13 protein-coding genes are annotated in these 16573 nt (G+C 60.6%); 8 read left to right on the plus strand and 5 right to left on the minus strand.

What is annotated here, in order from left to right; translation table 11 throughout:
* Nucleotides 1-152: 152 nt before the first annotated feature.
* The 3 genes from A5704_RS24685 to A5704_RS24695 all read right to left on the minus strand — a co-directional run bounded on the left by A5704_RS24685 (nt 153) and on the right by A5704_RS24695 (nt 3573).
* On the minus strand, nt 153-1601 hold the full coding sequence (locus A5704_RS24685; protein WP_197508536.1) for a HEPN domain-containing protein: 1449 nt from the start codon (nt 1599-1601) through the stop codon (nt 153-155).
* Nucleotides 1598-2617: a hypothetical protein gene (locus A5704_RS24690; RefSeq protein WP_067891580.1), complete on the minus strand. Its 1020-nt coding sequence runs from the start codon at nt 2615-2617 to the stop codon at nt 1598-1600. The genes A5704_RS24685 and A5704_RS24690 overlap by 4 nt, the downstream gene beginning before the upstream one ends.
* A 314-nt stretch (nt 2618-2931) precedes the next feature.
* On the minus strand, nt 2932-3573 hold the full coding sequence (locus tag A5704_RS24695) for a hypothetical protein (protein WP_067891583.1): 642 nt from the start codon (nt 3571-3573) through the stop codon (nt 2932-2934).
* Between the two features lie 146 nt (nt 3574-3719).
* Between A5704_RS24695 and A5704_RS24700 the strand changes: the two genes are divergently transcribed.
* The 8 genes from A5704_RS24700 to A5704_RS24735 all read left to right on the plus strand — a co-directional run bounded on the left by A5704_RS24700 (nt 3720) and on the right by A5704_RS24735 (nt 14954).
* Nucleotides 3720-5387: a PIN domain-containing protein gene (locus A5704_RS24700; RefSeq protein ID WP_067891589.1), complete on the plus strand. Its 1668-nt coding sequence runs from the start codon at nt 3720-3722 to the stop codon at nt 5385-5387.
* Nucleotides 5388-5523: 136 nt separating this feature from the next.
* Complete coding sequence (locus tag A5704_RS24705) at nt 5524-6117, plus strand: recombinase family protein (protein ID WP_082954962.1); 594 nt, start codon at nt 5524-5526, stop codon at nt 6115-6117.
* A gap of 112 nt (nt 6118-6229) precedes the next feature.
* A complete protein-coding gene (locus tag A5704_RS24710) occupies nt 6230-6778 on the plus strand; it encodes a hypothetical protein (RefSeq protein ID WP_156737752.1) in 549 nt (182 codons plus the stop codon).
* Between the two features lie 229 nt (nt 6779-7007).
* Nucleotides 7008-8555, plus strand: coding sequence for a class I SAM-dependent DNA methyltransferase (locus A5704_RS24715; protein WP_231969292.1), 1548 nt, complete (start codon nt 7008-7010; stop codon nt 8553-8555).
* Nucleotides 8552-10045 carry a class I SAM-dependent DNA methyltransferase gene (locus A5704_RS24720; protein ID WP_067891600.1) on the plus strand — a complete coding sequence of 498 codons (1494 nt, stop codon included), beginning with the start codon at nt 8552-8554 and terminating at the stop codon, nt 10043-10045. The genes A5704_RS24715 and A5704_RS24720 overlap by 4 nt, the downstream gene beginning before the upstream one ends.
* Nucleotides 10045-11211, plus strand: coding sequence for a restriction endonuclease subunit S (locus tag A5704_RS28600; protein ID WP_197508537.1), 1167 nt, complete (start codon nt 10045-10047; stop codon nt 11209-11211). Before A5704_RS24720 ends, A5704_RS28600 begins: the two co-directional genes overlap by 1 nt.
* Nucleotides 11208-14144, plus strand: coding sequence for a type I restriction endonuclease subunit R (locus A5704_RS24730; protein ID WP_067891605.1), 2937 nt, complete (start codon nt 11208-11210; stop codon nt 14142-14144). Before A5704_RS28600 ends, A5704_RS24730 begins: the two co-directional genes overlap by 4 nt.
* Nucleotides 14145-14543: 399 nt before the next feature.
* On the plus strand, nt 14544-14954 hold the full coding sequence (locus tag A5704_RS24735; protein ID WP_067891608.1) for a hypothetical protein: 411 nt from the start codon (nt 14544-14546) through the stop codon (nt 14952-14954).
* Between the two features lie 272 nt (nt 14955-15226).
* On the opposite strand, the gene A5704_RS29895 is transcribed toward A5704_RS24735, so the two are convergent.
* Nucleotides 15227-15682 (minus strand): hypothetical protein, encoded by a 456-nt coding sequence (locus A5704_RS29895; protein WP_369828497.1) that lies wholly within the window; start codon nt 15680-15682, stop codon nt 15227-15229.
* Nucleotides 15683-15718: 36 nt separating this feature from the next.
* A complete protein-coding gene (locus A5704_RS24750) occupies nt 15719-16537 on the minus strand; it encodes a hypothetical protein (protein WP_156737754.1) in 819 nt (272 codons plus the stop codon).
* Nucleotides 16538-16573: the final 36 nt, after the last annotated feature.

Below are 16573 nucleotides of genomic sequence, written 5' to 3' on the forward strand. Positions count from 1 at the left end.
CGCATCTTCGCGGTGCCCTCGTCCGCCTCCACCGGTGGAAGTTTAAGGATCGCACGGAAATACCAGTTGAACACGGCACTTACAGGTGAAGGAGATCTTCAGTGCGAGCGTATTCGGCCCTTAGAGCCATGCACCCACCAGCTGGCGAGAGATCAGAGGTCGGTGGAAAGGTTGTTGATTTCCGACGACCGGTCAGCCATCGCGCTCAGGCGAGGATGGTTGAGAAGAGCTTCACTCACCCTCGCCAGAGGTACTGCGAACTCCTGCAGTATGGCCAGATAGGTAACCAAGTGAACTGACTCCGCAATGATGTGGAGTTGCAAGCTATCGCGAAGTGGACGCCACCTCTTGGTTCCGCCGTGTGCAACGTGGTTTCGTGCCCAGACCGCCCAGCTGGCCCACTGCTCGGTGTCGAGTCCGAGTGCATCCCGGACTTCCGGCGCGAGTTTGTCGTGCAGTGCTTTGAGGCGAGTGTTCAGGGAAACATCGTTCCCACGGTTGAGACACCAGCAATGGAACCCTTCGGCCGCAGCCAAGGCCTGACTGACATACTCCTCGACCATCCGCGACGAGTATCCGCACAGGCCTACAGCTACGCTCCATGCATAGCTTGCTTGGTTCCCGTCAGTTAGCCGTTGCCGCGCATGGAGGTATCTCTCCAGTGGCACATCGGCCAGGGTGAACACTACGGAAGCGGGCTGGTGAACGTCATCTGGACGAGCCACCTTGCCGACATGCGTAAGTAGAGAAACGTCACTGTCACTGCCGGTATCTAGGGTGATCTGCTCGACTCCGCACGCCTCAAATGTGGCCAACTGGACGAGGTCGTCGATCGGGGCTATCCGCTCAACGAAATCGGCAGCTGACCCGGAGGCGTTGTCCGGCAGCCGAATAGAGGCATGCGCGCTGACTTGGAGGGTTACCATTTGGCCACGCCGGAGATTGGTCGTCATCATCTGAAGTTTCAGGTCGGGCCAGGTCTCCGTTGCTTGGCTGATCCACGGCTGTGTTGCCGTGGTGGCAATTGAGTAGCAGGCGTCCTGTGTGTCCGCCCGCGCGTATGCCGCTCGGCGACCGCCAACTACGGGAAAGATGTACGGCATCAATAGTGTTCCGTCGGGTTGTTCTTCGCGTGGATGCTCGACACCTTCAATCTTCGCCCATTGCGGCGGGTAGATTCGTTGGTCGTCGGTGAGGTAGTACAGCTCATCGATCTTGACCGTAGCTCGGGTCAAAACTGGCTCCTGCGGGCTCGGGATGTGCGCTCCCACGCAAATCCATGACGAATGCCAGAATTCGTCATGGATGCGGCCGATGAGTCCGGCAGTGTAGGCGCCACGCTGGGCATCCCAAAGGGTCACTGCCTGTCCGGACTCAGATTCACCGTAGATCGTTCCGGGGCGCACGTCTCCGACAATCTGATTGGTGTAGGACCCGCCAGTTGGAGTCTGTTGGTATTCGGGTTCTGGTGAGAAGCCGCCGATTAGTTCGAGCGTTGCGCCGTCGTCAGGCTCCCACATCAATAGCCCTGGGATGCGGTGGTCAGGAGATTCCGGTAGGTAGAACCATCCCTTGATCCGGTGGGACTCTGACTGTCTCATGACACAACCGAGCCGAGTCGACTTGCTAAGGCTGGAGGCGTTGGGAACGCTGCTGCGGGGTTCTCGAATAACGGTCGCCAAGCGGCCACGGTCGGCTCTAGGTAATCGGGGTAATTTCTGCGCCGTACATGGGGTTTCGCTGGGTGAGTGGCCTGAGCTTCATAGAGGGCGACCGCGCATTCGGTCATGATTGCCGCCGCCGAGAGGCTGTCCGCTAGCTGGGCCAGGACATCTTCCTCTGTTCCGATGTAGGCAGTCATCCATTTGTAACCGTGCACGAAGCTCGAACCGACAGTGTAGAAGCGTTCTGCACCGATTGACATTCCATACCGCAACCCGTCGGCATTGGTGATGTGCGGTGGCGGATTCCGGTCAATCCAGTCCCCGGACCAGCTGATGAAATGCTCGTAGCCTGACGATGGTCGCTGTCGAGCGGCTTTCGGAAGGGCAGTCAAGATACTCAGGCGCTCGCGATATTGCCGTTCGGTCTCGACGAAACTTTGATAGGCCGCGTCGCGGCCGTCATCGGTTCGCGAAGTGAGGAAGCGGCTCTCGACCGCGATATACCCCTTCTGGTAACCGATCTCGCGCTCGATGTAGCCGAGGCACCGAGCGCGTCGAATGGCTCGACTGGAATCGGCGAGAAGCCAGATGGTCTTCGCGGCGTTCTCGATCGCGCAGCGGCAGAGGATTCCCGTCGAGAGAGTGCTGGCCCGCTTCTCTTTGAGGGAAGCACCAAACGCCTGAGCTGCGCCAACAAGGCATTCAGCGGCGTTCATGACCGGGAAACGTGCAGTCGAGCTAACCAAATTGTTGCCCAGCGCAGGCATAAAGTATCTGTCGTCCAAGTCCAAGCTACTTCCCTGGTCGGGCGCGAAACGGGAGGGATCACGAGGCTTGCTGCTGTTGTCCGCGCATACCTGAAGAAGTAGCGCCCATTCGCCCATCCGCCACGCGCGTACAGCCCGGTCCGCGTTGCTCCACATTAAGCTCGCTATGTTCAGCAGCCGTTCCATGGGATCAGTCACCATAATCGGGCACCCTAACCCTCATCCCTGACAGCAGTCGCTCCTACGGACGTACGCGGTCGGTGACGCTGGGGTGCCAGCCATCGACGATCGGGCCTGCGAGGCGCGACGGATTCTGCGGCAAGGTCGCGCGAGGAACGCGAGGAAGTTGTAGGCCGTCCTCGCGCGTACGGCCGCAGCCGTGCGCCTCGGCGGCGTCGCGCTATACGTCGACCTCGCTGTGCCCCTCGGGTGCAGGAAGACCGTCGCACTGGCGTTGGCCGCCCCGGCGACTGTGTGACACCAGCTAGGACCCGGGCAGCTCAAATCGTAAAGAGGCCGTATTCGACGACTTCAGGCGTCTGTTCCCACGTTGGATCAGATGCCCATTCCCCAGCCAAATTCAGGTAACTAACGTAATCGGCCTGCCGTACCAAACCGTTCGACGGCACCGTCCCGGGCGCGATGTCGGGTTCGTTAAGTGCTTTCCGGACTCGCTCGTCAAGTATCAGCGGCCGTGGACGATGGTCGGTGTGGTACCCGGCGAAATAGAGCAGTTTGGTACCGAAGGACATATTCAGGCCGTCGATCTTGTGGGTGTTGAGCAGTGCGCGCCAGCCCGCCGCTGCGCCCTGGCTCCGCGTGATAGCGACGATCGATCGGATCTTGTCCCTTGCGCCATCGGTGCTGAGGATCGTCTGTACACGGTGTGGTCCATAGTCTCTCGGTTTGTATCCCCACGCCATAGCCATCAGGAATAAGTCGACCGAATCACCATCTGCTTGCTCGTGGATGAACTTGCGGGCGATTCCACCTTCGGCTTTTGAATGGGCAGTCAGATTGCTGTGGGCAATCATGTGACCTTCGAATGCGGTGGCCCACCGTTCAGGTACCCACAAGATCCGCTGGGAGTCGACATCAGCGGCGGTGTACTTCCGTAACCGGTCAGGGACACCATGGTTCATCTCGGATCTCCCATCACCAGAATGACGAAGGCGTCTGATCGACTACCACTGCAGCGACGCTAGTCAACGATGGCAACAGACGAGGGCGGTTTTCCGGGCACAGGGGCAGGTGCCCACTCGGTATGTGCTGCGGGGACAATCGAACGATGGCCGTAATCGTCCTGGATACGAACATTTTGGTCGCATCACCGCTCCTTGACAGCCGAGAGTGGTCGTCGTTGACCGAGCACGCAGCCGACTGGGGCATCGAAATCCTAGTGCCCGATGTCGTGCTGATGGAGACGGTGAACGTGGTGAGACGCGCCTGGACGAGCATGCGGCAGAAACTGGACGACCTGGCGCTCGGCGGTTTCGGGCTGGAAGACGCGAAATCGGCGATTCTGGTAGAGGTCGGCAAGCGTTCTGTGGCCTACGAAGAATGGCTTCGCTCACGCCTCGATGAGATGGGCGTCAAGGTCTCACCCACACCGTTGATCGACCATTTGGAGATCGCCCGCCGAGCATCGGAGGGCCGAGCCCCATACTGCGGCAAAGACAAAGATGGATACCGCGACACCCTCGTGTGGTATTCCGTTCTGACAACGGCGCAGGAAAACCCTGATACCGAGATCTGGTTCGTGAGTGACAACCACACCGACTTCGGCCCCAAACCGCCCAACTGGACGGGCGAAGGCTCCGGCCAGCGCGAATCCTGCCCGATCTTGTTCCACACCGACCTGACCGCCGAACTGGCAGAGTACGATCTCGACCGACGAGTGTTCTATGTGGTGAGCCTGGCCCGTATCGAGCAGCACTTCGCGTCGCAATTCGCACCGATCGACGCCAGCGACCTTCAGCGACTCATCGACACGATGGACAAGGATGCACAGGCGCAGAAGCTTGTCGATGCAGTCGCCGGTTTCAAGCTTGATCCCGAGGAGGCTGCGCTGCCATTGGATGCAGAAGCCGCCGAGATCATAGGGGCGCGCGAGCAGGTCGACGGTTGGGTATTCACTGAAGCCGCACGCCGGGGCGACGCGGGGTGGACTGCACGATTCGCCGTCGACACTGAAGTCGATATCGCATTGGTGGGGACCGGGATGGTCGCCTCGGAGCACACTAAGGTGCTGCGGCTTCTCGGCCAGGTCTGGATATCGTCCGATGGCCAAATCCTCGATATCGCCGTGGACTGCGCCGAAGCTCTAACCGATGATCCGATGCGCAATCGATGGCAAAGGCGAGCGGCGCGGTCCCCTCTTGGGGACACCGAGCTGTCCAACATTTTGGAACTACTCAAATTCCAGCAGGAAAACCAGTCCAAACTGGTCCGCGATGCCCTGCCTACATTTACAGCCCTCGCTGACATGCTCAAAACCGAAGAGGAGAAGCGGGCCAAGCTAATCCGAGAAGCCATCCCTACCTTCACTGGTCTCGGCGACATGCTGCGGGGCCAGCAGAACGAGTGGGCGAAGTCCATCCGCGAAGCGACCCAATTGTCCGGCCTTGCCGACATCCTGAAGACTCAGCAAGAAAAGCAGGCCCAGATGATTCGCGACGTCATGCCCGGTCTCAGTGGAATCGCCGACGTCCTCAAGGACCAGCAAGCCCAGTGGGCCAAAATGATTCGCGATAGCACGCCCAATTTCACCGGTCTGGCCGAGGCCCTCAAGATCCAGCAAGACCAGTGGGCCAAGACGATCCGCGAAGCCACGTCCGGCTTCACCGGGATCGGGGCCATCCTCAAGAGGCAACAGGAGCCTGCGCCCATAACCGATGGCGTCGCCGACGCCGATACAGGCACGGATGCCGACACCGACACCGACCACCAACCGTGAACCGACGACAGTCTCGATAAAGACCACTTTTGCGACGCCAAAAACGGCCGCGTGAGCGCGAGCGTTTGCCCAGCTCGCGTTGTCTCATATGTCCATCTCAGAAATAGATGTCGCAAAAAGAGCGTTGAAATGAGTGATGAGACACGCTTTCGAACTGCCCAGCGACCGAAGCACCGGTGTCCGCCTTGGCTATACACGCGTGAGCACCGTCGCCCAAACGCTCGAACAGCAGAATGCTGCACTTGAAGCGGCAGGCGTAACGAAAACTTTTTCTGACGTGATGTCCGGTGCACGGGACGACCGGCCCGGGCTTGCGGCTCTCATCAACTATGTTCGCGCGGGCGACACCGTGGTCGTGTGGAAGCTCGATCGGCTCGGGCGCAACACAATACACATCTTGGAGACGGTCAAAGCGCTGACCGACCGTGGAGTGACGCTGGTATCGACGACAGACGGCATCGACTCCTCGACGCCAGCAGGCCGGATGATGATTGGGGTTTTGGGGTCCCTCGCAGAGTACGAACGGGAGCTGATCAAAGAGCGAACCGCCCTGAAGCGGGCCGCATCTCGCGCCAACGGCACCAAATTCGGGCGACCTCGAAAGGTCGACGACACCGAGCACATCGCCACCGCCAAGCGGATGAAGGCCGACGGTCATACGGCCCGGGCGATTGCCAAGTATCTGGGTGTTAGTCGCGCGACGCTATACCGCTACCTCGCCACCGTCTGACCGACGACGTAAATCAACGCGATCTCGACCCGCGTGCACTCTGCCATCGGCGTGCAGTCGCCGGTGGCGAAGCCAGCAGCGATCGCTGCCATCCCACGAAAGGAGATATCAGATGACTCACTGGAGCCTTGGAGATACCAAATTTGTTGAGGGCCAAGCCCCCGACAGTGATGAATTGCTTTGGGGTGAGACCCCTGGAGCCATGATCGAGGCGGGCATACAGCGGCTCATCGCCCGGCTGTACACCGAGCTGCGCCGCCAACCCACGGTGGCCGAAATCGACGAGCAGATCTATGGCCCCGCTCCGGCACCGGAGATTGTCGAGGGTATGGCGAATGCGGCCAGGGTCTTCCGCGAGGACTTAGGCCGTGACCCCGCGCCCGATGAGATGCAGGCGGGACTACTGCTCGCTGATACCCAGGGCGCCCTGTTCACCTACCTCGAACTCGAAATCCAGGTTGGAGATCGAGTGATGTGGGCCGAACGTGATGACGACGGCGAGTTACTGCGCCAGAGTGTCGATGGCCGCGACGAGATCGTGCCCGTTTACGGCATCGTCACTGCCCAACCCGAGGGCTGGCACGGCGACAACACCGTCACCCGCGACGACGGCCACATCGCCATTATTGGCCGAATGTGGCTCATCAAAGTGCACGGGTGAGCACGCAGTTGAGACTGACCTAGTGAAGGCTGGCTCAGCAGCTTCTCGAAAATGGGAACACCGAGGTGGGCGAGACAAGGAAGTCGGCGCATGTTCAGACCCGAGTCGTCGGAATCTCGGTTAATCTCCCCCGAGAGGGCTAAACAGGGAGGGGTGACGGGCGCGCGGTGGCGACGACCAACGCTGCGACGGTCCGGAGCACCCCGGCGCCCTGGCAACGGGAGCTGGAGTGACTGAAGAGGAAGCACGCGCCATCGCGCTCTCGATGATCCCGACGTCGTCTGGACCGCTCAGTCTCAGTGAGTTGGAGCAGTACCTGGCGGCGGCGGCGGACCGGCTACGTGGCTCGATCGATCAGGCCGACTTCAAGGCGTACATCTTCCCGCTGATGTTCTTCAAGCGAATCAGTGATGTTTACCTGGAGGAGTACGGGCAGGCGCTGGCCGAGTCCGGCGGGGACCACGAGTTCGCCGCCTTCGCCGAGAACCATCGCTTCGCCATCCCGGAGGGGTGCCTGTGGCAGGACGTTCGGGAACGGACCGAGAACGTGGGCCAGGCGCTGGTGACCGCCTTCCGGGAGATCGAGAAGGCCAACCCGGACACGCTGTACGGGATCTTCGGCAACGCGGCCTGGACGAACAAAGACAAGCTGTCGGACGCCAGGCTGATGGACCTAATCGAGCACTTCTCGACCAAGGCACTGACGAACTCGGCCGTGTCCCCGGACGTGTTCGGGCAAGCCTACGAGTACCTCATCAAGCGGTTTGCAGACCAGTCAAACAAGAAGGCCGGGGAGTACTACACACCACGGTCGGTGGTCCGCATGCTCGTCAACATCCTTGACCCCCAGGAAGGGGAGACCGTCTACGACCCGGCGTGCGGCACCGGCGGCATGCTGATCGAGGTGATCGAACACGTTAAGACCGCAGGCGGCCGACCTCAGACCCTGTGGGCCAAATTGTTCGGCCAGGAGCGAGTGCTGGCGACCTCCGGCATCGCCCGCATGAACCTGCTGCTGCATGGTGTCGAGGATTTCCGCATCGTCCGCGACGACACCTTGCGCAACCCAGCATTCTTCGACGGCACCCACCTCGCCCGGTTCGACTGCGTGATTGCCAATCCGCCGTTTTCTTTGAAGAACTGGGGCTCCGATCAGTGGGTGACCGATCGGTGGGGCCGCAACCGGCTCGGTGGGGTGCCCCCCAAGGGATACGCCGATTGGGCTTGGGTGCAACACATGATCTGCTCGGCCGCACCGCGCAGTGGCCGTGTGGCCGTCGTCCTGCCCCAAGGTGCACTGTTCCGTCACGCAACTGAAGGCCGGATACGCGAGTACATGTTGACGGCCGATTTCATCGAGGCCGTGATCGGTCTCGCGCCAAACCTGTTCTACGGCACCGGACTTGCCGCCTGTGTCCTGATCCTGCGCACCGCCAAGCCCGCCCGTAGGAAGGGCAAGGTTCTATTCATCAACGGCGAACGACTGTTCAAACGCGGACGCAACCAGAACACGCTGGAACTTGAGCACGCCGCCACGCTCCTGAGCGCCTACCAAGCATTCGCCGACCAGCCTGGCCTGGCTCGCGTCACCACCATCGACGACATACAAGCCAATGGCTACAACCTGAGCATTCCGCTATACGTTGAGCCAGCACTAGCTGATGAACAGGTCAGCCTCGCGCAAGCCCTCTCCGACCTCCAAGCCGCCCACGACGCAGCTTCCGAAACCAAGGCTGCCCTGGATGCCGAACTCGCAGAGTGGGGACTAGACGCATGAGCAATCGGATCACCCAGAGCGAACTGGAGTCCTACTTGTGGGGCGCGGCTGTTGTCCTGCGCGGCCTCATCGACGCAGGCGATTACAAACAGTTCATCTTCCCGCTCGTCTTCTTAAAGCGCCTGTCCGACGTTTACGACGAGGAGCACGCTTCAGCCGTCGAGATCTACGGCGACGAGGAACTCGCCGACCTCCCGGAGAACCACCGATTCGCCATCCCTGATGGCGCGCACTGGGACGACGTCCGCAAAGCCACCACCAACGTCGGCGCGAAAATCCTGCAAGCCATGCGGGCAATCGAGTCGGCCAACCCCGACACCCTTACCGGAGTCTTCGGAGATGGCGACTGGGGCAACAAGAACCTGCTACCCGACTCGACGCTGAGTGATCTCATCGAACACTTCTCTATCAAGACGCTTTCGGTCACTAACCTGCCCGAGGACGAACTCGGCCAGGGCTATGAGTTCCTGATCAAGAAGTTCGCAGACGATTCGGGTCACACCGCCCAGGAGTTCTACACCAACCGCACACTCGTGCATCTGATGACGATGATACTCAAACCCCAACCCGGAGAGTCGGTATACGACCCGACCTGCGGCACCGGCGGCATGCTGATTTCCACCGCTGCCGAGCTGCGCCGCCAAGGCAAAGAATGGCGCAACCTGCGTTTGTACGGCCAAGAACTCAACTACGGGACCTCGGCCATCGCCCGGATGAACCTGTTCCTGCACGGCATCACCGACGCCCACATCGCGCACGGCGACGTTCTCACGGCACCCGCCTTCCACGACCGGCACGGACGCCTACAGACCTTCGACGTGGTCCTCGCCAACCCGCCCTACTCGATCAAGGCGTGGAACCGCGCCGCGTTCGCCAAGGACTCCTACGGCCGCAACGTGTGGGGCGTCCCCCCGCAGGGGCGGGCGGACTATGCCTTCTTCCAACACATCGCCAAGAGCCTCGATCTGAAGACCGGCCGTGCTGCGATCCTCTTCCCGCATGGCGTCCTTTTCCGGCGCGAGGAAGCAGCACTACGCGAGGCGCTCGTAAAATCCGACCTCATCGAATGCGTCCTCGGTCTCGGGGCCGGTTTGTTCTACAACAGCCCGATGGAAGCCGTTGTAATTACGCTGCGCTCGCAAAAGCTGATCGAACGGCGCGGCAAGGTCCTATTCATCAACGCCGTGCAGGAAGTCGCGCGCGAACAGGCTCAGTCGTTCCTCCGAGACATCCACCAGAAGCGAATCCTCGATGTGTACGAATCGTTCGCCGACGAGGCAGGATTCGCTACTGTGGTCAAGCTCGATCAGATCGTGCAGAAGGGGTACAGCCTCGCCATCCCGCTGTACGTCGCCGGTGAGGCCGACGGCTCGGCCGTCGAGCAGATCAGCATCGAGGACGCAGTCACCCAATGGCGCACCGCCGCAACGGAAGCCGAGCGCGCCGTCGCCGACGTCATCACGATGCTCCGACACGAAGTGAGCCATTGATGCTCAAACTCGACAAAAGCGCTTGGAAGCGAGTCGCATTCGGAGATGTCGTCACGAATCGCAATGACTACTTCAACCGCGATCGGGACGGCGAGCTGCCATATGTCGCAGGGCCACATATCAACCCAGGTGGCGTCTCAATCGAGCGCTACGGGTCGACTCAGGACGATGACTTTCCACCCACCTTCAAGCGCCTGTTCGCCGCAGGGGACGTATTGCTGCACACCCGAGGGATTGAGAAGATTGCCGTCGCAGACCGCGCGGGAGTGACCGGTGAAAAACTCTTCGTCTTGAGAAGTTCGGACCCGCAGGTGCTCGATCAACGATTCTTACCATGGCTGTTGCGTTCGCCGTCGGTTGCTCGGTACCTGAAAAACAACTTCTCAGGTTCGGTAAACAAATTTCTGAATTGGAAGCCGCTAGCCGCGATGGATTTTGGTCTTCCACCGCTGGACGAGCAGAAGCGCGTCGCCGACCTCCTCTGGGCAATGGAGGCGCACCGGCGTTCGCTAATAAGATCCATTGGGGCGGTCCGTATCGTCGAGGCTCGCGCACTCGACGGGGCGGTTGGTTCGGACTGGCCGATCAAGACGGTCTCGGATCTCGGAGATGTCCAGCTTGGGCAACAGCTCCACCCGAAATACCGCTCGGGTCCCAAGATGCGAAAGTACCTGCGGGTCGCCAACGTCTACGACGACCAACTCGACCTGCGCGATGTTGCGGAGATGGATTTCAGCGATCGTGGTGCCGAGAAGTTTCGGCTGGAGACTGGTGACATCCTGCTGAACGAGGGGCAGAGCATCGAACTTGTGGGGCGTTGTGCGATGTATCGCGGCGAAATTGAAGACTGCTACATCCAAAAGACGTTGCTGCGATTTCGATCAGGCCCCGAGATCCTTCCTGATTTCGCATTGGCGTGGTTCCGCCGATGCTTCCTGGTCGGGGCATTCTCTGCGCTCGCGAAACGCACAACTTCCATGGCGCATCTGACCGCCGTTCGGTTCGCGGCAATGCCCATGCCTTGCCCGTCGATCGAAGAGCAACGGCGGGTTGTCGCAAGCACTTCGACATTGAAGCAGGCCCGTGGCGCCCTTGAGGGTGAGTGTTTCCACCTCGCCGCCCTGCGCGCCGCCGTCTCAGTCGAGACATTCGGAGAACTTCGATGAGCCAATTCAGCGAAGCAAACTCGGTCCGCGATTTTGTGCGTGATCTTGTGACATCGGTCGATGTCCAATTCGTGCCGGGTGGCGATTTGCCGCGCACCACTGGTCAGGTACTCCTTGAGCCACAGGTGAAGGCCGCTCTGATCCGGCTGAATCCGGAAATCGAGGCGGAGCCCGGTCGCGCGGATGAAGTGCTGCACCAACTGCGGGCGATCATCCTCTCCGCGCGCCACACGGCGAATCCGGTTGTGGCGAATGAAGAGTTCATGGCATGGCTGACAGGACAGAAGTCGATGCCGTTCGGGCGCGACGGATCCCACACAACCGTCCGGCCGATCAACTTCGATGACGCGGATGACTCGGCGAACCATTGGATGATCTCGACCGAGGTGACGTTCGCGCAAGGCCGAGTTGAGCGTCGTTTCGATCTGGTGTTGTGGTGTAACGGGTTTCCGTTAGTGGTGGGGGAGGCGAAGTCGCCGGTGCGCCCGGCGTACACCTGGATCGACGGGGCAGCACAGATCAATGAGGACTACGAGAAGAACGTCCCAATGTTCTTCGTGCCCAACGCGCTGAACTTCGCCACCGAGGGCAAGGACTTCCGGTACGGCACCGTCGGCATGCCGGTCGAGCTATGGGGACCGTGGCGCGAGGAAGATACCGGCCAGGACGCCCCTGCGAAGGTGGGTCTTTCGGCGGTCAAGGAGGCCGTGGAAGGGGTCCTTTCGCCAGTTGGGGTGTTGGACTTTCTGCGGTTCTTCACCGTGTTTGCGACTGACAAGAAGCACCGAAAGATCAAGATTATCGCGAGGTTTCAGCAGTTCCAGGCGACAAACCTCATCGTCGAGCGGGTGTTGCTGGGGCGCATCAAACAAGGGCTGATTTGGCACTTCCAGGGGTCGGGCAAGTCGTTGCTGATGGTGTTCACCGCGCTGAAGCTGCGGGCCATGGCCGGGCTGACCAACCCGACGATCCTGATCGTTGTGGACCGCATCGATCTCGATACCCAGATCACCGGCACCTTCAACGCCTCCGATGTCCCCGGCCTCGTATCCACAGACAGCCGTGCTCAACTCCAGGCGCTGCTGGCGCAGGGTGCGCGGAAAATCATCATCACGACGATCCACAAGTTCGGCGAGGCTTCCGGCGTGCTGGACACCCGCGACAACATCATCGTGATGGTCGACGAGGCCCACCGTTCCCAAGAGGGTGATTACGGCCGCAAGATGCGTGAGGCGTTGCCGAACGCTTTCCTGTTCGGTCTCACCGGCACCCCGATCAACCGGCGTGACCGCAACACCTTCATGTGGTTCGGCTCTACTGAGGACGAAGGCGGTTACCTGTCGCGGTACGCGATGCACGACTCGATCCGCGACGGCGCGACGCTGCCACTGCACTTCGAGCCTCGCCTGTCGGAGATCCACATCGATGAGGAGGCCATCAACGCCGCGTTCGAGGAGTTGGCCGAGGAATACCGGCTCAGTGAAGCCGACCAGACCACACTGTCGAAACATGCCGCCTCCATCGAGGCATTGATCAAGGCTCCCGAACGCATTCGCAAGATTGCCGCCGACATTGCCGAGCACTTCACCACCAAGGTCGAACCCGAGGGCTTGAAAGCACAGGTGGTCGTCTACGACAAGGCGACCTGCGTGGCCTATAAGCAGGAACTGGACAAGCTTCTCGACCCCGCCGCGTCGACAGTGGTGATGAGCAAAAGCCGCAACGACCCGCCTGACTGGTCACAGTGGACACCGGACGGCGACGAACTGGAGCGGATCGTCGCACGGTTCAACGATCCGTCCGACCCGCTCAAGATCATCATCGTGACAGCCAAGCTGCTGACCGGCTTCGATGCTCCCATCCTGTACGCCCAATACCTCGACAAGCCGCTGAAAGAGCACACTCTGCTCCAAGCGATCACCCGCACCAACCGCGTATTCCCGCCCAACAAGACTCATGGTCTGATCGTCGACTATCTCGGCGTCTTTGACGACGTCGCCAAAGCGTTCAAGTTCGACGACAAGAGCGTCCAGCAGATCGTTACCAACATCGAGGAGTTGAAAGCCCAACTCGCCCCGGCGATGGAGGCGGCACTATCGTTCTTCCCCGGTGTCGATCGCACCGTGGGCGGCTATGAGGGCCTTATCCAGGCCCAGGCAGCGATCGCCGACGACGCCACAAAGGATGCCTTCGGCCTCGCCTACAGTGTCGTGTCGCAACTGTGGGAGACGATCAGCCCCGACCCGATGCTTACTTCTCATGAGGGTGATTACCGTTGGCTGACCGACGTTTACGAGTCGGTGCGGCCCGCCGATGTAACCGGCCGTCTGGTGTGGCACGCGCTGGGGGCGAAGACCGTCGACCTCATCAATGAGCACGTCGTTGTCGAGGTGCCCCGCAGCGACCTGGAGACCATCGTGTTGGATGCGCAGGTCATCGAGGACCTGATGAGTGGCAAGAAGAAGGACGTCACGGCCGAGGAGATCGAGAAGCAGATCACCGCCCGGATCGCTCGTCACCTCAACAACCCGAAGTTCGTCGAACTCGGCAAGCGGCTCAACGAGTTACGCGAAAAGTACGCCGACATCCAGCAGTCAAGCCTGGACTTCCTACGCGAACTTCTGGTACTCGCCCGCGACACCGTTGCCGCCGAGAAAGAGATCAATGAAGTACCTCGCGAGGAGCAGGGCAAGGCGGCACTAACCGAACTGTTCGAGTCGTTGAAGACCGATGGGACCCCCGTCATCGTGGAGAACATCGTCAACCGGATCGACGAGGTCGTAAAGGCGGTGCGCTTCCAGGGCTGGCAGGCCACCATCCGTGGGGATCAAGAGGTCCGCCAGGCCCTCCGAAAGACGCTGTACGTCCAGTTCAAGATCCGAGACAACGACGTCTACGAGAAGGCGCTCGGATACGTCCGGGAGTACTACTGAGCGGGATGCTTTCCGACAGAAACGCCCCGAATTTCGGCGCAACCGCCAAGGATTTACCGATACATCTCCCGAACGAAGTATGTGGTGGTGGTGATCAGGACCACGGAATCGTCGCTGGCCACTCCGGCGCAGGCAGGATCGAAAGTATTACCTCGGTGGTGATTACGCGTTTACCTGGGTGGTGATTACCGCGTAGGTGTCAACTTGCTACAGGAACATGCGCGATTCTGGATGGACTGAACTATGTTCTTGGGTCATCCGACGACGCCGCTTGTTGACCATCGGCCAGGCAGCACCGCGCGCGCCCCTACGGTGAAGTCGGGATTGGATGGCGGCATCGATGTCCGGCGTCGGTGCTAATCTCGCTCGCGCCGAGACGCTTTGACGAGTGGGGGATAGGTGCACGACTACGACCTGAATGATTCCGACCGGTTCGTCAAGGTGCTCGACCTTGAGGTGCCGTGGGCGCACTCCTACGCTGACATGCAGCCGGGCAAGACCGACCGTGAGCGCCGCGAGAACTATCGCAGGGCGGCAGCAGGGAGTTTGGTGCCCATCCCAGCCGATCCTCAGTGGTGGGCGTTCCGCATCGGCGTCCAGAAGGCGGGCAGAGCGCTTGACGTGGACAACGTTGCCAAGACGATCATCGATGCATTCTGCTCATGGCAGATTGTCAAGGACGGATCCCCATTCATCGAACTGGGTCTGTTCCCAAATGACACTTTCGACCATGTGCGTGTCCTTCAGGTCGTTGGGCAACGTGGCGCTTCCGACAACACGCGGATCGAGATCTTCGCCTGTGTCAGGTGATCGACGCTGTCCGCGCCCCGCGATCAAAACACAATCGTCTGCACAGATTCGTGTTGACCATTATCGTCCTTCCCAACAAATGCGGAGGTTGACGAGGTCCGCAGTGCCCGAATGAAGCATGAGAGCGATCGCAATATGCGCACCCTCGACAAGCGACGAGATCGGGCTTTCAATGTCGTGAGCGACAGGAGGCTGCAGTCCGTCTTCGATGTCATCCGTCACCCAGGTAAGGCGCACATTGCGGGCATCGCCCGCTCCCTTGTTCTCCACGATCAAGTAAGGGTGATCTCGACGTTCGAACCTCGCCACTGGTCGGCCGCTCGCTTTGCGGGCGGTTCGCTGACCTGCGGCAGGTAGATGTGTTCCCGGACTGTGGCCAGGAGGTCGCGACGGGAGAGGGTCACCAGTTCATCCACGCCGGAGTATTCCCTGTAGTGGCCCCACGACTGCGCACGTACTTTGAAATCGCGCACTGCAGCGTACTGGTTGTGGTCCAGCGAATCGGGTACGACGGGCGTGTTGGAGAAGTAAAGCAGCGCAGGCTGATTTCGCGCCTGCGGCACCGCAACTTCGGGGTCTTCGTCGCGCTCTCGTATTTCAACTCGCAGGTGTATGACGAAGTGCGTGCGGACGGTCACCCCATTGCGCTGGTCTGTGGTCGCGACGTCGTGGATGCCCTGCGGAGCAACGGATACGGGGGCGTGGCAGGGAACGAGGTATCGAGCCACGACTGCACCGCTGCGGAAGCGGAAGCTTGATCGTGCTTATCGACGCGTCGTGCCCAACAAGCTGGTCCGGCGCGATCCAGACCGCTGATCGAGCAACCGCACAACATCGTCCATTAAGCGGAACGCCGAGAGGGTGGGGTAGAGCACGCGGCTGAGATCGCTCGTTAGTCTGAGGTTAAGCACGCCCGGGTCAGGGGTCTCGTACTGCTCTTGCTCCGACATACCAAGGACCGCCCAGGGTCGACCGTGCGCGAACCCGGAACACACCTGCCACGGCAGGAGTGGAGCCGCGGCCGTCGAGTGATCGTCGGCGTACTTGACTGCTGTACTGCTGCGATAGCCCTCCCGCACTTTCGCGGTGGAGATACCGCGCGGCGTGGCGACGGAATCGAGCTTGGCCAGTTTGGCGTCGCGCGTCGTCTCGTCCGCCAGCCCTAGCGGCTCCAGCGCGATCCGCTGTTCGATGAAGTTTCTCGCGTGCCAACGGAGCGTGCGCTCAATCCGTTCGTTGCGCAATGACGGATGCAGTATCCAGAATGCGGCCGACAAATTTTCGAGCGATCCGCGCACGAGGCTGTAGACCGCGTCGGCGTGCAAGAGCTGCAGGTCGACTACGAGCGACTTCGCGGCATGAAGGTGATCCACTCCACCTACAAAGCACATTCGAGCGGCGTGAGACACGCAATACGGGCTGCTCTTCTTGTCGTCACCTGACAGCGAAGAGCCAGGGCGTACTGGGAAGTCATTAGGATCTTGGATTCGTTCGGTCATCTTGTCGATAACCGGCGCAATCTCCAGCCATCTCGTCACTACCTGCTCTTCAGGCAGTTCGGCGGCCACCTCGTCACCACTCACCAGACAATCGTCTGCCTTGCCGCCGACAAGACGACG

It is taken from the genome of Mycobacterium sp. E735 (genome assembly GCF_001666955.1).
Taxonomy (GTDB): Bacteria; Actinomycetota; Actinomycetes; order Mycobacteriales; family Mycobacteriaceae; genus Mycobacterium.